At 57.8% G+C, this 20,768-nt stretch carries 22 protein-coding genes; 11 read left to right on the forward strand and 11 right to left on the reverse strand.

The window, feature by feature from the left end:
- Nucleotides 1-180 precede the first annotated feature (180 nt).
- The 3 genes from phoB (BQ17_RS01345) to BQ17_RS01335 all read right to left on the reverse strand — a co-directional run bounded on the left by phoB (BQ17_RS01345) (nucleotide 181) and on the right by BQ17_RS01335 (nucleotide 3,595).
- Nucleotides 181-867: a phosphate regulon transcriptional regulator PhoB gene (gene phoB, locus BQ17_RS01345; protein WP_089723943.1), complete on the reverse strand. Its 687-nt coding sequence runs from the start codon at nucleotides 865-867 to the stop codon at nucleotides 181-183.
- Nucleotides 868-1,163: 296 nt separating this feature from the next.
- Entirely contained in the window at nucleotides 1,164-2,666 is a 1,503-nt protein-coding gene (gene putP / locus BQ17_RS01340; RefSeq protein WP_089723944.1) for a sodium/proline symporter PutP, read from the reverse strand.
- A gap of 227 nt (nucleotides 2,667-2,893) precedes the next feature.
- A complete protein-coding gene (locus tag BQ17_RS01335; protein WP_207787576.1) occupies nucleotides 2,894-3,595 on the reverse strand; it encodes a hypothetical protein in 702 nt (233 codons plus the stop codon).
- Nucleotides 3,596-3,978: 383 nt separating this feature from the next.
- Here BQ17_RS01335 and BQ17_RS01330 point away from each other — a divergent pair, with 383 nt between their 5' ends.
- The 8 genes from BQ17_RS01330 to BQ17_RS21235 all read left to right on the forward strand — a co-directional run bounded on the left by BQ17_RS01330 (nucleotide 3,979) and on the right by BQ17_RS21235 (nucleotide 10,354).
- The gene (locus BQ17_RS01330; protein ID WP_089723945.1) at nucleotides 3,979-4,548 is read left to right on the forward strand and encodes an NUDIX hydrolase; all 570 of its coding nucleotides are present in this window, start codon (nucleotides 3,979-3,981) and stop codon (nucleotides 4,546-4,548) included.
- A 124-nt stretch (nucleotides 4,549-4,672) separates the two neighbouring features.
- Nucleotides 4,673-6,481: a TAXI family TRAP transporter solute-binding subunit gene (locus BQ17_RS20010; RefSeq protein WP_141699025.1), complete on the forward strand. Its 1,809-nt coding sequence runs from the start codon at nucleotides 4,673-4,675 to the stop codon at nucleotides 6,479-6,481.
- A 24-nt stretch (nucleotides 6,482-6,505) separates the two neighbouring features.
- Nucleotides 6,506-7,189, forward strand: a complete 684-nt coding sequence (locus BQ17_RS01320; RefSeq protein ID WP_089723947.1) for a hypothetical protein — start codon at nucleotides 6,506-6,508, stop codon at nucleotides 7,187-7,189.
- A 17-nt stretch (nucleotides 7,190-7,206) separates the two neighbouring features.
- Nucleotides 7,207-7,974, forward strand: coding sequence for a hypothetical protein (locus tag BQ17_RS01315; protein ID WP_089723948.1), 768 nt, complete (start codon nucleotides 7,207-7,209; stop codon nucleotides 7,972-7,974).
- Between the two features lie 139 nt (nucleotides 7,975-8,113).
- Nucleotides 8,114-8,806, forward strand: coding sequence for a type 1 glutamine amidotransferase (locus tag BQ17_RS01310; RefSeq protein WP_089723949.1), 693 nt, complete (start codon nucleotides 8,114-8,116; stop codon nucleotides 8,804-8,806).
- Between the two features lie 260 nt (nucleotides 8,807-9,066).
- The gene (locus BQ17_RS01305) at nucleotides 9,067-9,396 is read left to right on the forward strand and encodes a UPF0175 family protein (protein WP_089723950.1); all 330 of its coding nucleotides are present in this window, start codon (nucleotides 9,067-9,069) and stop codon (nucleotides 9,394-9,396) included.
- A gap of 263 nt (nucleotides 9,397-9,659) precedes the next feature.
- Nucleotides 9,660-10,181: a helix-turn-helix domain-containing protein gene (locus BQ17_RS01300; RefSeq protein WP_089723951.1), complete on the forward strand. Its 522-nt coding sequence runs from the start codon at nucleotides 9,660-9,662 to the stop codon at nucleotides 10,179-10,181.
- A complete protein-coding gene (locus BQ17_RS21235) occupies nucleotides 10,178-10,354 on the forward strand; it encodes a hypothetical protein (protein WP_176722238.1) in 177 nt (58 codons plus the stop codon). The genes BQ17_RS01300 and BQ17_RS21235 overlap by 4 nt, the downstream gene beginning before the upstream one ends.
- A 60-nt stretch (nucleotides 10,355-10,414) precedes the next feature.
- Here BQ17_RS21235 and BQ17_RS21230 read toward each other — a convergent pair whose 3' ends face one another.
- From BQ17_RS21230 to BQ17_RS01265, 8 genes are all read right to left on the reverse strand, one after another.
- Entirely contained in the window at nucleotides 10,415-10,591 is a 177-nt protein-coding gene (locus BQ17_RS21230) for a hypothetical protein (RefSeq protein ID WP_176722238.1), read from the reverse strand.
- The gene (locus tag BQ17_RS01295; protein WP_089723951.1) at nucleotides 10,588-11,109 is read right to left on the reverse strand and encodes a helix-turn-helix domain-containing protein; all 522 of its coding nucleotides are present in this window, start codon (nucleotides 11,107-11,109) and stop codon (nucleotides 10,588-10,590) included. Before BQ17_RS01295 ends, BQ17_RS21230 begins: the two co-directional genes overlap by 4 nt.
- Before the next feature lie 263 nt (nucleotides 11,110-11,372).
- Entirely contained in the window at nucleotides 11,373-11,702 is a 330-nt protein-coding gene (locus tag BQ17_RS01290) for a UPF0175 family protein (protein WP_089723950.1), read from the reverse strand.
- A 260-nt stretch (nucleotides 11,703-11,962) separates the two neighbouring features.
- Entirely contained in the window at nucleotides 11,963-12,655 is a 693-nt protein-coding gene (locus BQ17_RS01285) for a type 1 glutamine amidotransferase (RefSeq protein ID WP_089723949.1), read from the reverse strand.
- Between the two features lie 139 nt (nucleotides 12,656-12,794).
- Complete coding sequence (locus tag BQ17_RS01280) at nucleotides 12,795-13,562, reverse strand: hypothetical protein (protein ID WP_089723948.1); 768 nt, start codon at nucleotides 13,560-13,562, stop codon at nucleotides 12,795-12,797.
- 17 nt (nucleotides 13,563-13,579) lie between these two features.
- Entirely contained in the window at nucleotides 13,580-14,263 is a 684-nt protein-coding gene (locus BQ17_RS01275; RefSeq protein WP_089723947.1) for a hypothetical protein, read from the reverse strand.
- Nucleotides 14,264-14,287: 24 nt separating this feature from the next.
- Nucleotides 14,288-16,096, reverse strand: coding sequence for a TAXI family TRAP transporter solute-binding subunit (locus BQ17_RS20005; RefSeq protein ID WP_141699025.1), 1,809 nt, complete (start codon nucleotides 16,094-16,096; stop codon nucleotides 14,288-14,290).
- A 124-nt stretch (nucleotides 16,097-16,220) separates the two neighbouring features.
- On the reverse strand, nucleotides 16,221-16,790 hold the full coding sequence (locus BQ17_RS01265) for an NUDIX hydrolase (RefSeq protein ID WP_089723945.1): 570 nt from the start codon (nucleotides 16,788-16,790) through the stop codon (nucleotides 16,221-16,223).
- Nucleotides 16,791-17,173: 383 nt separating this feature from the next.
- Here BQ17_RS01265 and BQ17_RS01260 point away from each other — a divergent pair, with 383 nt between their 5' ends.
- The 3 genes from BQ17_RS01260 to phoB (BQ17_RS01250) all read left to right on the forward strand — a co-directional run bounded on the left by BQ17_RS01260 (nucleotide 17,174) and on the right by phoB (BQ17_RS01250) (nucleotide 20,588).
- Nucleotides 17,174-17,875, forward strand: a complete 702-nt coding sequence (locus BQ17_RS01260) for a hypothetical protein (protein WP_207787576.1) — start codon at nucleotides 17,174-17,176, stop codon at nucleotides 17,873-17,875.
- A gap of 227 nt (nucleotides 17,876-18,102) precedes the next feature.
- Nucleotides 18,103-19,605, forward strand: coding sequence for a sodium/proline symporter PutP (putP, locus tag BQ17_RS01255; protein ID WP_089723944.1), 1,503 nt, complete (start codon nucleotides 18,103-18,105; stop codon nucleotides 19,603-19,605).
- Between the two features lie 296 nt (nucleotides 19,606-19,901).
- Nucleotides 19,902-20,588, forward strand: a complete 687-nt coding sequence (gene phoB, locus BQ17_RS01250) for a phosphate regulon transcriptional regulator PhoB (protein WP_089723943.1) — start codon at nucleotides 19,902-19,904, stop codon at nucleotides 20,586-20,588.
- Nucleotides 20,589-20,768 lie beyond the last annotated feature (180 nt).

Genomic DNA, 20,768 nt, shown 5'->3' on the forward strand with positions numbered 1-20,768 from the left:
CTGGATTCCGGCAATCCCTGCCGGAATGACGAGGGAGGGGTTGGCAGACTTCAGCATTTAGAATTTATCCACTACCGGGAAGAGATCCGACACCGCTACCCGAAATCAGGGCCCCCGACGACAGCAACCGTGTCGGAGCGGCGTCAACGAATCCCTCACCCGCGCCGGTATGCCGCGTGTTCATACCCTGTTGGAGAAGCGGTAGCCCACACCGCGCACGGTCTGCAACATGTAATCGTGTTTAGTGGGCTCGAGGGCCTTGCGCAGGCGGCGAACATGGACATCCACGGTGCGCTCCTCCACGTAGACCTGATTGCCCCACACCTGATCGAGGAGCTGCGGGCGGCTGAATGCCCGGTCCGCATGGGTCATGAGGAAGTGCAGGAGCCGATACTCCGTAGGGGCGACGTCGACACGCTTGCCGCCGGCGCTGACCCGATGGCTGACGTTATCGATGCGCAGGCCGGAGATCTCGATCTGATCGGCCCGCGCTTCCGGCTTGGCCCGCCGCAGCACGGCATTGACCCGGGCGACCAACTCCCGCGGGGAGAATGGTTTGGTGATGTAATCGTCCACCCCCGTGTCCAGCCCCCTGACTCGATCCTCCTCTTCACCCCGGGCGCTCACCATGATGATGGGGGTAGCGCAGGTTGCGGCACTCTGTTTGAGCTGCCGCGCCAGCTCCAGCCCGGAACGTCCCGGCAACATCCAGTCGAGCAGCATCAGGTCAGGGTCTTCGGACCCGAGGAGCTGGCGTGCCTCCTCGGCATGGCCGGCCTCGTGCACGCGAAAGTCCGCTCCTTCCAGGGCAAATCGAATCACCGCTCGGATATCGGGTTCATCATCGACAACCAGGATACTCGCCATAGCTGAAAATCCCCATGTGGGAGAAAGACGTCAAACTGTAATCGTTCGGCCCCACCGCGTCATTCCGGCAGAGATTACCGGGACCCAGCCCGCGTAGGGCGGATAAGCTTGCGCCATCCGCCGGATGCTAGCCACTCAGTCGAGTGGCGGCCAGGTTCCCTCCTGCGTCGGGACGGGGCCTGGCCTGACCCGCCCTACGGGCTGCCACCTGCGGCCATCCGGCGGGTGACGGCGTGCCCACCGCCGCGGCAATCGCGGCGCCTGGCGCACACGCCTGACCCGCCCTACGGGCTAGTTTATTGCCGGGAAGTTAACGAAAGATTACCGAGCGCCTGCTTGAAGCCTGCCGCGAGCCCGGCGCGCGGTGCGGGATCGCTCACAGATGCAATCCGGATCGCCGCCAGGGAGAGCAGAAAGCCGGGCAGGAGCTCGTAGACATCGAACAGGCCGCCTTCGAGCTGCTTCCACACCACCACCGTGATGCCGCCGGTGACGATACCTGCCAGTGCCCCCCGGCGGGTCATGCGCGGCCAGTAGAGGGAGAGGATAACCACCGGGCCGAAGGCAGCGCCGAAGCCGGCCCAAGCATAGCCCACCAGGTCCAGGATCATGGTCTCCGGGTCCAGGGCCATGATGAAGGCCAGGCCCGCCAGTATCACGACCGATCCGCGCCCGATCGCCACCAGCTCCCGAGGCCCCGCCTCGGGCCGCAACCGGGTACGGTACAGGTCCTCGGTAAAGGCCGAGGACGAGACCAACAGCTGGGAGTCCGCCGTGCTCATGATCGCCGCCAGGATGGCGGCGAGACAGAGGCCGGCGATCACCGGATGGAACAACAGGTTCACCAGCTCGATGAAGACCCTTTCGCGGTCGTCCGCGGTCAGCGGCGCATCCAGCACCAGGACACCGGCAAGTCCGGCGAGGATGGCACCGGTGAGGGTAATGGCGACCCATGAGACGGCGATGAAGCGGGCCCGTCCCACCTCGGTGACGGATCTTATGGCCTGAAAGCGCGCCAGGATGTGGGGCTGACCGAAATAGCCGAGACCCCAGGCGGCGAGCGACAGGATTCCGAGCAGGCCCAGGGCCGTGCCATCCGCTTCGGTAAAGAGTTTGAACAGATTTGGATTGACCGCTTCGATGCGCGTAAGACCAGGTCCCAGCCCACCGACATTGCCGAAGGCCATCACCGGGACGGCCACGAGGGCCGCGGCCATGAGTAGTCCCTGCAGGACATCGGTCCAGGAAACGGCGAGAAAGCCGCCCACCGCCGTGTACAGCAGGATGGCTGAGGCCCCGGCCGCTACCGCCCACAAGTAGGGCAGGCCGAACACGGACTGGAACAGCTTGCCCCCCGCCACCAGCCCGGAGCCCGTGTAGATCAGGAAGAACAACAGGATAAAAAAGGCGCTGATTCCGCGTAACCAGCCGTCCTCGTCACCAAAGCGGTTGGCCAGGAATTCCGGCAGGGTAAGGGCGTTGCCGTAGGCCTCGCTGAAGACACGCAGGCGCTTTGCCAGCAAGAGCCAGTTGAGCCAGGTGCCCAACAACAGGCCCCCCGCCAACCAGAGGGATTGAACCCCCGTGGCATAGGCCAGGCCCGGGAGACCGAGCAGCAACCACCCGCTCATATCGGAGGCACCGGCGCTCAGGGCCGCGGTGCCGCCGCCCAGCCGCCGCCCGCCGAGGATGAAATCCGTCAGATTCGCGGTCCGCCGAAAGGCATACCAGCCGATGACCAGGACCAACATAAAGTAGGCGCCAAAGGTGAGGGCGATGACAACTGGGTCCGGTTTCATCGTTGCTTGACCTCATTCCTACTTTGTCACCTTGAAGTCCAACTCATCGATTCCGGGCTGGGGCCTGTTGACATTCGATTCTGACCGACTGTTTTCATATACTACTACGCTGCTTCACCTTAACTTTCAGGTCGAGTAGGGAATGGCCTCCGTGCCGTTCCGCAGGCCGTTCGGAACGCCACAGAGGGCGTTCCCTACGAACATGCAGAATAGTTTGAAATGATGTACTACCAAGCCAGGGCAAAATCTTTCGGTCGGAAGGCGTCGTCATTGAGCAGGGTGACCAGCTCCTCGCGACCCATGGTCAGTACGAACAGCCCTTGGCGATAGGCATATCGGTCCGCCTCCTCTTCGATGGCCAGTGCGGCGACCGCCCCGAAGCGGCGATAGTCCCGGTATTCGGGGAAGAACTTCGGAAATGTCTTCAGATCCTCGATCAGTGCGCGTACGTCGTCTACCCGCAGGGTGCTCTTGACCTCCACCACCACCAGGGCCTCACCGTTCACCAGCAGCAGATCGAGCTCCATCTCCTCCCCGCCTTGGCGTGCCCGCACCCGTTCCAGGGTGCGGTTGACAGGGATCCCGCGGGCTTGGAACAACTCTGCCGCCCCCGGCCGCACCAGGGCTTCGAGCAACCGGCCCCACTTGCCGATGAAGAGATTTTCGGCCGCCCGGGTCTGGGCGGAAAGGGCCGCGATTTCCCGCTCCGTGGCCTCGAAACGCCGGTCGAGACGGCGGTCGGTCTCTTCGAAGCGCTGGTCGAGGCGGCGGTCGGTTTCCCGAAAACGCTGGTCGGTCTCTTCGAAGCGTTGGTCGGTCTCCCGGAAACGTCGGTCGGTCTCTTCGAAGCGTTGATCGAGGCGCCGGTCGGTTTCCCGGAACAGCGCCCAGATGGATTCGACGGTTTGTTCTATCTCGAGTCGAGTCATGGTTCTACACCCAGGGGCCTATCAATTGGAGCAATCTATCGGGAGCAGCCTTGAGTGGCAAGCCTTCTTCATTGCAAGTTTGCTGTGCTCTAGTGAGTGAATCCGACTGCTTGCGCCATTTGCTTGGCGGTGACCGTGCGCTCATCGGCATTGAAGTGGAAGGTGAGCATGGCAATCTGTGTTTGGCTGAATGATAGACGCCGCAACGCGGCAGCCTACCGGTCAGCCGAGGGTGGAACAGCGGTACTGCGTGTTTCGTCGTTGCTCATGGTAAGGTCACATTGTCGTGTTCCGGGCACTTTACCGTCAGTGGTCATGGTGCTCCTATCATAGGTATAGTCTAAAGATCACGGGAATGGGCTTCCATTGGGGAGGGGAAAAAGGTGACAGAAGACAACCATGTGCGGCGCCGGCCTGTCTATCAGGGCAAGATCGTCGACTTGGGCCTGGAGACTATCGATTTACCCAACGGCGAGGCGGCGGAGCTGGAGATCGTCAGACACCCCGGCGGCGCGGCCGTGGTGGCCGTGGATCACCAGGACCGAGTTTGCCTGTTGCGCCAATACCGGCACGCGGCCGACGGTTGGCTCTGGGAGCTGCCGGCCGGGAAGCTGGAGCCGGACGAGACACCCCTCGGCACCGCTCGACGCGAGCTCTCCGAAGAGGCCGGGGTGGAAGCGGAACGATGGACCGAGCTGGGTACTCTGCACAGCTCGCCGGGGGTCTTGACCGAGATTATCCACCTCTACCTGGCCGGCGGCCTGCGGCGGGCTGCCCACCACCACGAGACCCACGAGGTCATCGAGATCCACTGGCTGCCTTTCAGGCAAGTCCTGGATTGGTGCCTCGACGGCACCGTCACCGATGCCAAGACCCTGATCGGCCTGTTCCGTGCCCAGGCGTTGCACGGGAAAACGGGCCGATCCGGGAACGGATGGGTCGGCCGCGGATAAAGGTAACGGGATCAAAAACCACTGCTTGGGTTGCCCAATCCAAGGTCGTCGAGATCGCGCTGCAACTGGCCTGGGATAGGGGAACGGAGGTATACTCGCCGTCTTCGCTAAGAGGCATGATTTTATGAAAAAACCTTATGTAGGTCTGCTTGCTGGTGTTCTGGCATTTGGGATGGGCGCAGTACCGCTCGACCCTTTGGTAACGGATGTCGAAGCCAAACGGTTTGGAGGAGGATTTGGACGTAGCTCGTTTCGATCCGGGAAAGGTGGGAGGTTTAAACCTTTCTCTATCTCAAGCGTGTCGAAAGCCAGGAGGGCTGGTAAGCCGAAAAGGGGCATAAAAACCGAAAGACCCAGGGGGACTGGTAAGCCGAAAGGGAACATAAGAACCGAAAAACCCAAGGGGACCGGTAAGCCGAAAGGGAGCATAAAAACCGAAAAACCCAGGGGGACTGGTAAGCCGAAAGGGAACATAAGAACCGAAAAACCCAAAGGGACCGGTAAGCCAAAAGGGAGCATAAAAACCGGTGGTAGAAAAGGAGGAATTGCTACGAGCGGACGGAGCGCAAGGACAAAGGCGGCGATTAATGCAAAACGAATGCGCGATAAATTCAAGAAAAAGCCTTCACCGGTTGTTTCGGGTCAAGCGGGTAAAGCTTCGACGATCGGAGGGCAACGTCATGCAACGATTGATAAAACCTATGGTGATAATCCGATTTATCGACGTGTTCGTAAAACCGATAGGGGAAGCTATTGGAAACGTCGTGAGCGGTTCTATGGCAAGGATTATGAGCCACCGGCTTATGTATACAACATGGCGCCTTCATATGGTCTATTCGGGACGATCTTCCTTGCTGGTTTATTGAATAATGTTTCAAATGCGGGGGCATTTGCTCATCACCATCAAAATGATCCGGGTTATCAGGCGTGGCGTAGAGAAGCGGATGAGTTAGCTGAGCAGAATGAAGATTTGCGTAACAAACTCGCTGCAATGGATGCCGAGGCTGCTAAACTCGAGGGGACACCTGTTGATCCGGCTTATTTGCCGAAGGGTGTCGATCCTGATATTGTTTTGGCATCGAGTGTCCGTGCTGCAACATTGCCTCAGCTAAGGGTCTGTGTCGGGTCGCAATCAGGGGCTTATTATCGGGTGACTGAGCAGGGCCTTGGTTTGAGTCTTGGTGATACGGTCAATGTCGTACCAGTGGAGACGGTTGGATCGAACCAGGCACTTGAATTCCTTGTTGATGGAAAGTGTGATAGTGCATGGATCCAGAGAGATAGCTACTGGAATTACATCGAGGCGACAAAAACTAACAACCTGCCGTTTGTACGTGTTGTTTCACCTTACAAAGAGGCTGTTCATTTGATCTGTCATGCGTCTGGTCCAAGTAAAATCAGTAGGCTTACCGAAGATCACAAAGTCTGGTTTCCGAAGAAGTCCGGTGCAGCGGAGACCTGGAAGAATTTTATCGGTGAGGATGCCGGCTATGGGGAAGTCCAAACTGTTTTGAATACCCCCTCGATGGCAGTCGCCTCGAATAAAGAGGCATTATTGAAGGTGACTGATGCCAAGTCCTGCATGATGTATGTCGCAGCTCCGGGAGAGACCGGGTTTATGAAAGTGGTCGAGGAGATGGCTGTAACCAGGAATCTTGTTATGATTGATGTCAGTGATGGCGATCTTGAAAATACGACTGATCCGGCTGGTGAAGATGTGTACGAATACAAGGAGATCGATTCATCTGTGTACCCGAGTCTTGCACGTCAGAATGGAGTGGTTTTTGGGAGTGGTGACATTGATACGCTATACGTGAGGGCCGATTTTGTCATCGCCAATGCATGGAAGGATGCAAATCCTGAGCTTTATCCATCACTTGCCTTTGATATTGCCTCGCTCGAGGATGAGATCAGAACGGTAGTGGGTCAGTAACTCGTCCAGGGAGAAGTTGTTGAAATGATTGGTCAGTATCTAAAAAAGAAGCTTGGAATCGGGGGCAAGGAGATCCCTCCCACTGAAGCCTTTCATTCTCCGTTAAGGGTGGCACTGCATAGCACGATCAGATTGGAGACAGTCGATTTATTGGTGTTGAAATCAGTGCTTCATCCGAACTTTGTGGTCCCGAATGGCGATCTGCAAGTGCTTGCCATTGGCAAGTTTGAGCTGGATGGGATGCCGGTCCATCAGCTCTATGTCCAGGACCAGGCGGGGGAAGAATTTGTCCTCCAGCTTGTCGAAGGCAGGGAGTATCGCTCCCAGACACCAATCGTCAATGAGATCACGTTATTTAAGCAGATTGTCACTTTGGAGCCTGAGACTGAGACCTCGCTTGACCGGGAGCTTGCGAATATCGGGTTTCATGAATTGACAGTGGACGATGTTGTCTATCACCGGTTGTGGGGAGACTCTTATACGGAGAAGGCGGAGTTCCGAACTTATAATGAGAAGGTGATAACGCCAGCTGGTGTTGAGACCTATACAAACCAATGGCTATTATATGGTCGTGAAGTTGAGAGTCCGGTTGGTAGTAATCCGATCAGTGAGTATCTATTGGTTGGGATCGAGGAAAACGAATCGGCTGCACAGCTGATGATGCAGAGTGGGATAGCACTTAATCAAAATGATATTTCGGTTCAATAAAAAAGAGGAGAAAAACCATGTTTGGTCGATTTATAAAGAACTATGGAAAAGGTAAGCTCACCGATGCCGTTGGTGGGCTGCGGGATGCGATTGTCGGGTTTGACCCGGAAGGGGCAACCGAGGCAGAAATCGCTACTATGGAGGAGAATTTCGATAAGGTTAATCGAGAGTTCTCCAAAGCGAAGCAGGATTGGCTCCGGGAGAAAAAGGAGGCCGATACGATCGAGGATCTGTACCAACAGCGGTTAGCCGCAGCTGAACATATTCAGCAGCAGCTCGATGCACAGCCTGACAACAATGCCGATCAGCTGAATGCTGCATTGAGCCAGTTGGTCGAGACGCTGGAATCGATGGCATCCGAGGTCCAGCGAGAGAAGGAAGAGGCCGAAGACGCAAAAGAAGTGATGGATGATCTCGAGGCAACGGTAAAGCTATACGCTGAGAATCTGAGGACAGCACGGAGTCAGCTAAAGGCTGCTGCACGTACCATGGAGAAGTCAAAGCGGGATGAGGAACGTGCTGCTATGAAGGCGGAGCGAGCTGCACGGCTTGCTGGTCTGAAGCAAAACAGCTCGATACTCGGATCGGCGCTGGAGAGCATGAACAAGCAAGCGGCTGAGGCGCAGGCGCGTGCGGATGCCGCAAAGCATAAGGCGGAGCTGCTTGGACCGACTAAGGTTGAGGATAACGCTATTGTCAAGCAGGCGCTTGCAAGCGTTTCCGGGGTTTCTCCTACCCCATCATCGATTTCCGAGCGGTTGGCTGCTTTGAAGAAGCAATCCTAATCCGTTCAGAAGATTGATTGGAGCCATTATTGAACTTTTTCGGTTCAATAATGGCTTTTTTGTATAAATAGGGTATCTAGCAAATACAATTTAAGCACGATGTACATTATGGAGTGCACGGAATCCGGGAGCCATTCACATGCGCATCCATGTCCTTCAACACGTCCCCTTCGAGGGGCCCGCCGGGATCGGTGACTGGGCCGCGGGCAAGGGGCATTCCATCACCATCACCCCCCTGTTTGAGCATGGGAGATTGCCGGATCGGGGGACATTCGACTGGCTGGTCGTCATGGGTGGACCTATGGGGGTCCGGGATGAGGCCGACTATCCCTGGATGGCAACCGAGAAGGAACTAATAGACGCGGCCATTGCCGCGGGTAAGACCGTGATCGGGGTCTGTCTGGGTGCCCAGCTGATCGCCGCTGTCCTGGGGGTCCGCGTGTACCCAAATGCCCACCGGGAGATCGGCTGGTATCCGATCGAGCTGACCGATCAAGGCCGGGCATCGGACCTGCTTGCCTTTTTGCCCCATCGATTCGAGGTATTCCACTGGCACGGAGACACCTTCGACTTGCCGGATGGGGCGGTCCATCTGGCATCCAGTGAAGGCTGTGGGCATCAGGCCTTTCTCTACGCGGATCGGGTGCTGGGACTCCAGTTTCATCTGGAATCGACGCCCACAAGCGTGGCAGACCTGGTCGCCAACTGCGCGGACGAGATAATCCCCGGAAAGTACGTGCAAGACGCGGAACGAATGCTCGCGGCGACGGGAGAGGACTATGCGCGCATCAACCGGGCCTTATTCGGTATCCTCGACCGGCTTCCGGCCTGACGGTGGTCGTCTGTAGGGTGGGCTGTGCCCACCGAGTGGGATAGGCTATGCCCACCGGTGACTCACTCGGTGGTGGGCGGAGCCTACCCTAGGCTGCAACGAGGCCGCGGTTTTTGGCTGCAGGACAGTTTGAACCGCAAAGACGCGCAGGACACAGAGCATCGGATCGCGTTTCTTTAGCTCCCTTCGTCGCAATTCAGCGCGCAGTGAAATCGCCATGCATCTATCGGATATGACCTTAAAGTATAATTGGGGGTCACATGAAGAACTTGGACGTATTTACTACCCAGGATCTGCGTCAGCGTTTCGGCGAACTCCTCTCCGATGCACAGCGGGGACAACTGTCGCTGATTATGGAGAATGACCGCCCTGTCATCATTGCGATTCCCTTTGATCAGCGGTTGCTGGAGAACGGCGTCCATCGCGCCCTTGCTCTCAATCTCTTTGAAGCAGGCCAGCTCTCACTTGTCCAGGCTGCGAAGGTAGCCGCCCTCTCTCCGGAGGCATTCATGGAGGTTCTGGAAGAAACGGATATTTCCGCCGTCGACTATCCGCCGGAAGAGCTTACAGGAGAGCTGGAAGTGGCCTGACGAACCGGATGACAAGGAAAAACTATGAATCGCGCGAATCGATCCGCGAGGATTCGTGTGATTCGTAGTTTCTCTTTCGTTGGGGTTCGTTCCTCACCTCAACCCACACGCGCTTTGCGTCCTTCGCGCTTTTGCGGTTCGAAAATAGCCAAATCCGGTGGACCGGGTGCCCCAGGTCCCCTGGTGACCTCGCCGCCGGTGAGCTAGCGTAGCCCGCCCACGTACTGACGTGGGGGGGCATCCCGACAGGATTCACGCGCCCAATGATGATTCGCCTGTCCCTTCAGTCCCCGGAGTTGGCAGGCAAGCTCCCCGAGACCGTCATCAGCCAGGGCCTCGATCTCCCCGCCGACGCCTTTGACGCCGCGCTGGCGCCCACACCGGCGGACGCTGGCTCCGGCCTGGTCGAGCAGATCAAGAAGCTCTTGAGCTGGCGTGCCAATAGCGGCGACCAACGCTTTAAAGAGCTGTACCAAGCTATCGACCTCCTGCTGCAAAAGATGCTCGCCTCGGACCAGGCGGTCACCGACGTCAAGGCCCGCTACGAGCCATTCAAACAGGTCCTCGCTGAGAATGTTGGGCACGGGCTGTCCCTGGCCCTTTATGCCCGGTTGGGCCTGGGGCCACGGGAGATTGGACGATTGGTCGGCAGAGATCGCTCCACGGTCCGCAAGCACTTACGGACCCTGCGTACCCTGGGCCTGGTGCCGCCGGCGACTCCGGCGAGCAATCAACAGCGTGTCTTGCCGCTCGCCTCGGCGACCGGCCGGGAGGTGGTGCAATGAGCAGGTACCCCAAAGATGTAACCCAGGCCGTAATCCAGTCCTTGCGCTTCGTCCAAGACTTGTTAGTCGCCCGTAATCCTGAGCAGTCTCAGCTGGAGATCGATGCTGAGGGCCTTTACCAATTCTTGGACTGGGCCATTACCGAGCTTCAGAAAGCCGATTATTCGACGTAGGATCAGCACACCCGCGGCAAAATGGTCAGCGCTGACCATTTTGCCGCGGGTGTGCTGATCCTACGTCGAATAATCGGCTTTCTGAAGCTCGGTAATGGCCCAGTCCAAGAATTGGTAAAGGCCCTCAGCATCGATCTCCAGCTGAGACTGCTCAGGATTACGGGCGACTAACAAGTCTTGGACGAAGCGCAAGGACTGGATTACGGCCTGGGTTACATCTTTGGGGTACCTGCTCATTGCACCACCTCCCGGCCGGTCGCCGAGGCGAGCGGCAAGACACGCTGTTGATTGCTCGCCGGAGTCGCCGGCGGCACCAGGCCCAGGGTACGCAGGGTCCGTAAGTGCTTGCGGACCGTGGAGCGATCTCTGCCGACCAATCGTCCAATCTCCCGTGGCCCCAGGCCCAACCGGGCATAAAGGGCCAGGGACAGCCCGTGCCCAACATTCTCAGCGAGGACCTGTTTGAATGGCTCGTAGCGGGCCTTGACGTCGGTGACCGCCTGGTCCGAGGCGAGCATCTTTTGCAGCAGGAGGTCGATAGCTTGGTACAGCTCTTTAAAGCGTTGGTCGCCGCTATTGGCACGCCAGCTCAAGAGCTTCTTGATCTGCTCGACCAGGCCGGAGCCAGCGTCCGCCGGTGTGGGCGCCAGCGCGGCGTCAAAGGCGTCGGCGGGGAGATCGAGGCCCTGGCTGATGACGGTCTCGGGGAGCTTGCCTGCCAACTCCGGGGACTGAAGGGACAGGCGAATCATCATTGGGCGCGTGAATCCTGTCGGGATGCCCCCCCACGTCAGTACGTGGGCGGGCTACGCTAGCTCACCGGCGGCGAGGTCACCAGGGGACCTGGGGCACCCGGTCCACCGGATTTGGCTATTTTCGAACCGCAAAAGCGCGAAGGACGCAAAGCGCGTGTGGGTTGAGGTGAGGAACGAACCCCAACGAAAGAGAAACTACGAATCACACGAATCCTCGCGGATCGATTCGCGCGATTCATAGTTTTTCCTTGTCATCCGGTTCGTCAGGCCACTTCCAGCTCTCCTGTAAGCTCTTCCGGCGGATAGTCGACGGCGGAAATATCCGTTTCTTCCAGAACCTCCATGAATGCCTCCGGAGAGAGGGCGGCTACCTTCGCAGCCTGGACAAGTGAGAGCTGGCCTGCTTCAAAGAGATTGAGAGCAAGGGCGCGATGGACGCCGTTCTCCAGCAACCGCTGATCAAAGGGAATCGCAATGATGACAGGGCGGTCATTCTCCATAATCAGCGACAGTTGTCCCCGCTGTGCATCGGAGAGGAGTTCGCCGAAACGCTGACGCAGATCCTGGGTAGTAAATACGTCCAAGTTCTTCATGTGACCCCCAATTATACTTTAAGGTCATATCCGATAGATGCATGGCGATTTCACTGCGCGCTGAATTGCGACGAAGGGAGCTAAAGAAACGCGATCCGATGCTCTGTGTCCTGCGCGTCTTTGCGGTTCAAACTGTCCTGCAGCCAAAAACCGCGGCCTCGTTGCAGCCTAGGGTAGGCTCCGCCCACCACCGAGTGAGTCACCGGTGGGCATAGCCTATCCCACTCGGTGGGCACAGCCCACCCTACAGACGACCACCGTCAGGCCGGAAGCCGGTCGAGGATACCGAATAAGGCCCGGTTGATGCGCGCATAGTCCTCTCCCGTCGCCGCGAGCATTCGTTCCGCGTCTTGCACGTACTTTCCGGGGATTATCTCGTCCGCGCAGTTGGCGACCAGGTCTGCCACGCTTGTGGGCGTCGATTCCAGATGAAACTGGAGTCCCAGCACCCGATCCGCGTAGAGAAAGGCCTGATGCCCACAGCCTTCACTGGATGCCAGATGGACCGCCCCATCCGGCAAGTCGAAGGTGTCTCCGTGCCAGTGGAATACCTCGAATCGATGGGGCAAAAAGGCAAGCAGGTCCGATGCCCGGCCTTGATCGGTCAGCTCGATCGGATACCAGCCGATCTCCCGGTGGGCATTTGGGTACACGCGGACCCCCAGGACAGCGGCGATCAGCTGGGCACCCAGACAGACCCCGATCACGGTCTTACCCGCGGCAATGGCCGCGTCTATTAGTTCCTTCTCGGTTGCCATCCAGGGATAGTCGGCCTCATCCCGGACCCCCATAGGTCCACCCATGACGACCAGCCAGTCGAATGTCCCCCGATCCGGCAATCTCCCATGCTCAAACAGGGGGGTGATGGTGATGGAATGCCCCTTGCCCGCGGCCCAGTCACCGATCCCGGCGGGCCCCTCGAAGGGGACGTGTTGAAGGACATGGATGCGCATGTGAATGGCTCCCGGATTCCGTGCACTCCATAATGTACATCGTGCTTAAATTGTATTTGCTAGATACCCTATTTATACAAAAAAGCCATTATTGAACCGAAAAAGTTCAATAATGGCTCCAATCAATCTTCTGAACGGATTAGGATTGCTTCTTCAAAGCAGCCAACCGCTCGGAAATCGATGATGGGGTAGGAGAAACCCCGGAAACGCTTGCAAGCGCCTGCTTGACAATAGCGTTATCCTCAACCTTAGTCGGTCCAAGCAGCTCCGCCTTATGCTTTGCGGCATCCGCACGCGCCTGCGCCTCAGCCGCTTGCTTGTTCATGCTCTCCAGCGCCGATCCGAGTATCGAGCTGTTTTGCTTCAGACCAGCAAGCCGTGCAGCTCGCTCCGCCTTCATAGCAGCACGTTCCTCATCCCGCTTTGACTTCTCCATGGTACGTGCAGCAGCCTTTAGCTGACTCCGTGCTGTCCTCAGATTCTCAGCGTATAGCTTTACCGTTGCCTCGAGATCATCCATCACTTCTTTTGCGTCTTCGGCCTCTTCCTTCTCTCGCTGGACCTCGGATGCCATCGATTCCAGCGTCTCGACCAACTGGCTCAATGCAGCATTCAGCTGATCGGCATTGTTGTCAGGCTGTGCATCGAGCTGCTGCTGAATATGTTCAGCTGCGGCTAACCGCTGTTGGTACAGATCCTCGATCGTATCGGCCTCCTTTTTCTCCCGGAGCCAATCCTGCTTCGCTTTGGAGAACTCTCGATTAACCTTATCGAAATTCTCCTCCATAGTAGCGATTTCTGCCTCGGTTGCCCCTTCCGGGTCAAACCCGACAATCGCATCCCGCAGCCCACCAACGGCATCGGTGAGCTTACCTTTTCCATAGTTCTTTATAAATCGACCAAACATGGTTTTTCTCCTCTTTTTTATTGAACCGAAATATCATTTTGATTAAGTGCTATCCCACTCTGCATCATCAGCTGTGCAGCCGATTCGTTTTCCTCGATCCCAACCAATAGATACTCACTGATCGGATTACTACCAACCGGACTCTCAACTTCACGACCATATAATAGCCATTGGTTTGTATAGGTCTCAACACCAGCTGGCGTTATCACCTTCTCATTATAAGTTCGGAACTCCGCCTTCTCCGTATAAGAGTCTCCCCACAACCGGTGATAGACAACATCGTCCACTGTCAATTCATGAAACCCGATATTCGCAAGCTCCCGGTCAAGCGAGGTCTCAGTCTCAGGCTCCAAAGTGACAATCTGCTTAAATAACGTGATCTCATTGACGATTGGTGTCTGGGAGCGATACTCCCTGCCTTCGACAAGCTGGAGGACAAATTCTTCCCCCGCCTGGTCCTGGACATAGAGCTGATGGACCGGCATCCCATCCAGCTCAAACTTGCCAATGGCAAGCACTTGCAGATCGCCATTCGGGACCACAAAGTTCGGATGAAGCACTGATTTCAACACCAATAAATCGACTGTCTCCAATCTGATCGTGCTATGCAGTGCCACCCTTAACGGAGAATGAAAGGCTTCAGTGGGAGGGATCTCCTTGCCCCCGATTCCAAGCTTCTTTTTTAGATACTGACCAATCATTTCAACAACTTCTCCCTGGACGAGTTACTGACCCACTACCGTTCTGATCTCATCCTCGAGCGAGGCAATATCAAAGGCAAGTGATGGATAAAGCTCAGGATTTGCATCCTTCCATGCATTGGCGATGACAAAATCGGCCCTCACGTATAGCGTATCAATGTCACCACTCCCAAAAACCACTCCATTCTGACGTGCAAGACTCGGGTACACAGATGAATCGATCTCCTTGTATTCGTACACATCTTCACCAGCCGGATCAGTCGTATTTTCAAGATCGCCATCACTGACATCAATCATAACAAGATTCCTGGTTACAGCCATCTCCTCGACCACTTTCATAAACCCGGTCTCTCCCGGAGCTGCGACATACATCATGCAGGACTTGGCATCAGTCACCTTCAATAATGCCTCTTTATTCGAGGCGACTGCCATCGAGGGGGTATTCAAAACAGTTTGGACTTCCCCATAGCCGGCATCCTCACCGATAAAATTCTTCCAGGTCTCCGCTGCACCGGACTTCTTCGGAAACCAGACTTTGTGATCTTCGGTAAGCCTACTGATTTTACTTGGACCAGACGCATGACAGATCAAATGAACAGCCTCTTTGTAAGGTGAAACAACACGTACAAACGGCAGGTTGTTAGTTTTTGTCGCCTCGATGTAATTCCAGTAGCTATCTCTCTGGATCCATGCACTATCACACTTTCCATCAACAAGGAATTCAAGTGCCTGGTTCGATCCAACCGTCTCCACTGGTACGACATTGACCGTATCACCAAGACTCAAACCAAGGCCCTGCTCAGTCACCCGATAATAAGCCCCTGATTGCGACCCGACACAGACCCTTAGCTGAGGCAATGTTGCAGCACGGACACTCGATGCCAAAACAATATCAGGATCGACACCCTTCGGCAAATAAGCCGGATCAACAGGTGTCCCCTCGAGTTTAGCAGCCTCGGCATCCATTGCAGCGAGTTTGTTACGCAAATCTTCATTCTGCTCAGCTAACTCATCCGCTTCTCTACGCCACGCCTGATAACCCGGATCATTTTGATGGTGATGAGCAAATGCCCCCGCATTTGAAACATTATTCAATAAACCAGCAAGGAAGATCGTCCCGAATAGACCATATGAAGGCGCCATGTTGTATACATAAGCCGGTGGCTCATAATCCTTGCCATAGAACCGCTCACGACGTTTCCAATAGCTTCCCCTATCGGTTTTACGAACACGTCGATAAATCGGATTATCACCATAGGTTTTATCAATCGTTGCATGACGTTGCCCTCCGATCGTCGAAGCTTTACCCGCTTGACCCGAAACAACCGGTGAAGGCTTTTTCTTGAATTTATCGCGCATTCGTTTTGCATTAATCGCCGCCTTTGTCCTTGCGCTCCGTCCGCTCGTAGCAATTCCTCCTTTTCTACCACCGGTTTTTATGCTCCCTTTTGGCTTACCGGTCCCTTTGGGTTTTTCGGTTCTTATGTTCCCTTTCGGCTTACCAGTCCCCCTGGGTTTTTCGGTTTTTATGCTCCCTTTCGGCTTACCGGTCCCCTTGGGTTTTTCGGTTCTTATGTTCCCTTTCGGCTTACCAGTCCCCCTGGGTCTTTCGGTTTTTATGCCCCTTTTCGGCTTACCAGCCCTCCTGGCTTTCGACACGCTTGAGATAGAGAAAGGTTTAAACCTCCCACCTTTCCCGGATCGAAACGAGCTACGTCCAAATCCTCCTCCAAACCGTTTGGCTTCGACATCCGTTACCAAAGGGTCGAGCGGTACTGCGCCCATCCCAAATGCCAGAACACCAGCAAGCAGACCTACATAAGGTTTTTTCATAAAATCATGCCTCTTAGCGAAGACGGCGAGTATACCTCCGTTCCCCTATCCCAGGCCAGTTGCAGCGCGATCTCGACGACCTTGGATTGGGCAACCCAAGCAGTGGTTTTTGATCCCGTTACCTTTATCCGCGGCCGACCCATCCGTTCCCGGATCGGCCCGTTTTCCCGTGCAACGCCTGGGCACGGAACAGGCCGATCAGGGTCTTGGCATCGGTGACGGTGCCGTCGAGGCACCAATCCAGGACTTGCCTGAAAGGCAGCCAGTGGATCTCGATGACCTCGTGGGTCTCGTGGTGGTGGGCAGCCCGCCGCAGGCCGCCGGCCAGGTAGAGGTGGATAATCTCGGTCAAGACCCCCGGCGAGCTGTGCAGAGTACCCAGCTCGGTCCATCGTTCCGCTTCCACCCCGGCCTCTTCGGAGAGCTCGCGTCGAGCGGTGCCGAGGGGTGTCTCGTCCGGCTCCAGCTTCCCGGCCGGCAGCTCCCAGAGCCAACCGTCGGCCGCGTGCCGGTATTGGCGCAACAGGCAAACTCGGTCCTGGTGATCCACGGCCACCACGGCCGCGCCGCCGGGGTGTCTGACGATCTCCAGCTCCGCCGCCTCGCCGTTGGGTAAATCGATAGTCTCCAGGCCCAAGTCGACGATCTTGCCCTGATAGACAGGCCGGCGCCGCACATGGTTGTCTTCTGTCACCTTTTTCCCCTCCCCAATGGAAGCCCATTCCCGTGATCTTTAGACTATACCTATGATAGGAGCACCATGACCACTGACGGTAAAGTGCCCGGAACACGACAATGTGACCTTACCATGAGCAACGACGAAACACGCAGTACCGCTGTTCCACCCTCGGCTGACCGGTAGGCTGCCGCGTTGCGGCGTCTATCATTCAGCCAAACACAGATTGCCATGCTCACCTTCCACTTCAATGCCGATGAGCGCACGGTCACCGCCAAGCAAATGGCGCAAGCAGTCGGATTCACTCACTAGAGCACAGCAAACTTGCAATGAAGAAGGCTTGCCACTCAAGGCTGCTCCCGATAGATTGCTCCAATTGATAGGCCCCTGGGTGTAGAACCATGACTCGACTCGAGATAGAACAAACCGTCGAATCCATCTGGGCGCTGTTCCGGGAAACCGACCGGCGCCTCGATCAACGCTTCGAAGAGACCGACCGACGTTTCCGGGAGACCGACCAACGCTTCGAAGAGACCGACCAGCGTTTTCGGGAAACCGACCGCCGCCTCGACCAGCGCTTCGAAGAGACCGACCGCCGTCTCGACCGGCGTTTCGAGGCCACGGAGCGGGAAATCGCGGCCCTTTCCGCCCAGACCCGGGCGGCCGAAAATCTCTTCATCGGCAAGTGGGGCCGGTTGCTCGAAGCCCTGGTGCGGCCGGGGGCGGCAGAGTTGTTCCAAGCCCGCGGGATCCCTGTCAACCGCACCCTGGAACGGGTGCGGGCACGCCAAGGCGGGGAGGAGATGGAGCTCGATCTGCTGCTGGTGAACGGTGAGGCCCTGGTGGTGGTGGAGGTCAAGAGCACCCTGCGGGTAGACGACGTACGCGCACTGATCGAGGATCTGAAGACATTTCCGAAGTTCTTCCCCGAATACCGGGACTATCGCCGCTTCGGGGCGGTCGCCGCACTGGCCATCGAAGAGGAGGCGGACCGATATGCCTATCGCCAAGGGCTGTTCGTACTGACCATGGGTCGCGAGGAGCTGGTCACCCTGCTCAATGACGACGCCTTCCGACCGAAAGATTTTGCCCTGGCTTGGTAGTACATCATTTCAAACTATTCTGCATGTTCGTAGGGAACGCCCTCTGTGGCGTTCCGAACGGCCTGCGGAACGGCACGGAGGCCATTCCCTACTCGACCTGAAAGTTAAGGTGAAGCAGCGTAGTAGTATATGAAAACAGTCGGTCAGAATCGAATGTCAACAGGCCCCAGCCCGGAATCGATGAGTTGGACTTCAAGGTGACAAAGTAGGAATGAGGTCAAGCAACGATGAAACCGGACCCAGTTGTCATCGCCCTCACCTTTGGCGCCTACTTTATGTTGGTCCTGGTCATCGGCTGGTATGCCTTTCGGCGGACCGCGAATCTGACGGATTTCATCCTCGGCGGGCGGCGGCTGGGCGGCGGCACCGCGGCCCTGAGCGCCGGTGCCTCCGATATGAGCGGGTGGTTGCTGCTCGGTCTCCCGGGCCTGGCCTATGCCACGGGGGTTCAATCCCTCTGGTTGGCGGGGGGCCTGTTGTTGGGCACCTGGCTCAACTGGCTCTTGCTGGCAAAGCGCCTGCGTGTCTTCAGCGAGGCCTACGGCAACGCCCTTACCCTGCCGGAATTCCTGGCCAACCGCTTTGGTGACGAGGACGGCTGGTTACGCGGAATCAGCGCCTTTTTTATCCTGTTGTTCTTCCTGATCTACACGGGCTCCGGGCTGGTGGCGGGGGGCAAGCTGTTCCAGTCCGTGTTCGGCCTGCCCTACTTGTGGGCGGTAGCGGCCGGGGCCTCAGCCATCCTGCTGTACACGGCGGTGGGCGGCTTTCTCGCCGTTTCCTGGACCGATGTCCTGCAGGGACTACTCATGGCCGCGGCCCTCGTGGCCGTCCCGGTGATGGCCTTCGGCAATGTCGGTGGGCTGGGACCTGGTCTTACGCGCATCGAAGCGGTCAATCCAAATCTGTTCAAACTCTTTACCGAAGCGGATGGCACGGCCCTGGGCCTGCTCGGAATCCTGTCGCTCGCCGCCTGGGGTCTCGGCTATTTCGGTCAGCCCCACATCCTGGCGCGCTTTCAGGCCATAAGATCCGTCACCGAGGTGGGACGGGCCCGCTTCATCGCCGTCTCATGGGTCGCCATTACCCTCACCGGTGCCATCCTCGCCGGACTTGCCGGTGTCCTGGTGCTGGATGCGCCGCTGACCGCGGACGACCGCGAAAGGGTCTTCATCGAGCTGGTGAACCTGTTGTTCCATCCGGTGATCGCCGGCCTCTGTCTCGCCGCCATCCTGGCGGCGATCATGAGCACGGCGGACTCCCAGCTGTTGGTCTCGTCCTCGGCCTTTACCGAGGACCTGTACCGTACCCGGTTGCGGCCCGAGGCGGGGCCTCGGGAGCTGGTGGCGATCGGGCGCGGATCGGTCGTGATACTGGCGGGCCTGGCCTTCATCATGGCCCTGGACCCGGAGACCATGATCCTGGACCTGGTGGGCTATGCTTGGGCCGGCTTCGGCGCTGCCTTCGGCCCGGTGGTTATCCTCTCCCTCTACTGGCCGCGCATGACCCGCCGGGGGGCACTGGCAGGTATCGTCACCGGCGGCATCACGGTGGTGGTGTGGAAGCAGCTCGAAGGCGGCCTGTTCGATGTCTACGAGCTCCTGCCCGGCTTTCTGCTCTCCCTGGCGGCGATCCGGATTGCATCTGTGAGCGATCCCGCACCGCGCGCCGGGCTCGCGGCAGGCTTCAAGCAGGCGCTCGGTAATCTTTCGTTAACTTCCCGGCAATAAACTAGCCCGTAGGGCGGGTCAGGCGTGTGCGCCAGGCGCCGCGATTGCCGCGGCGGTGGGCACGCCGTCACCCGCCGGATGGCCGCAGGTGGCAGCCCGTAGGGCGGGTCAGGCCAGGCCCCGTCCCGACGCAGGAGGGAACCTGGCCGCCACTCGACTGAGTGGCTAGCATCCGGCGGATGGCGCAAGCTTATCCGCCCTACGCGGGCTGGGTCCCGGTAATCTCTGCCGGAATGACGCGGTGGGGCCGAACGATTACAGTTTGACGTCTTTCTCCCACATGGGGATTTTCAGCTATGGCGAGTATCCTGGTTGTCGATGATGAACCCGATATCCGAGCGGTGATTCGATTTGCCCTGGAAGGAGCGGACTTTCGCGTGCACGAGGCCGGCCATGCCGAGGAGGCACGCCAGCTCCTCGGGTCCGAAGACCCTGACCTGATGCTGCTCGACTGGATGTTGCCGGGACGTTCCGGGCTGGAGCTGGCGCGGCAGCTCAAACAGAGTGCCGCAACCTGCGCTACCCCCATCATCATGGTGAGCGCCCGGGGTGAAGAGGAGGATCGAGTCAGGGGGCTGGACACGGGGGTGGACGATTACATCACCAAACCATTCTCCCCGCGGGAGTTGGTCGCCCGGGTCAATGCCGTGCTGCGGCGGGCCAAGCCGGAAGCGCGGGCCGATCAGATCGAGATCTCCGGCCTGCGCATCGATAACGTCAGCCATCGGGTCAGCGCCGGCGGCAAGCGTGTCGACGTCGCCCCTACGGAGTATCGGCTCCTGCACTTCCTCATGACCCATGCGGACCGGGCATTCAGCCGCCCGCAGCTCCTCGATCAGGTGTGGGGCAATCAGGTCTACGTGGAGGAGCGCACCGTGGATGTCCATGTTCGCCGCCTGCGCAAGGCCCTCGAGCCCACTAAACACGATTACATGTTGCAGACCGTGCGCGGTGTGGGCTACCGCTTCTCCAACAGGGTATGAACACGCGGCATACCGGCGCGGGTGAGGGATTCGTTGACGCCGCTCCGACACGGTTGCTGTCGTCGGGGGCCCTGATTTCGGGTAGCGGTGTCGGATCTCTTCCCGGTAGTGGATAAATTCTAAATGCTGAAGTCTGCCAACCCCTCCCTCGTCATTCCGGCAGGGATTGCCGGAATCCAG

Source organism: Candidatus Thiosymbion oneisti (genome assembly GCF_900092655.1).
Taxonomy (GTDB): domain Bacteria; phylum Pseudomonadota; class Gammaproteobacteria; order Chromatiales; family Chromatiaceae; genus Thiosymbion; species Thiosymbion oneisti.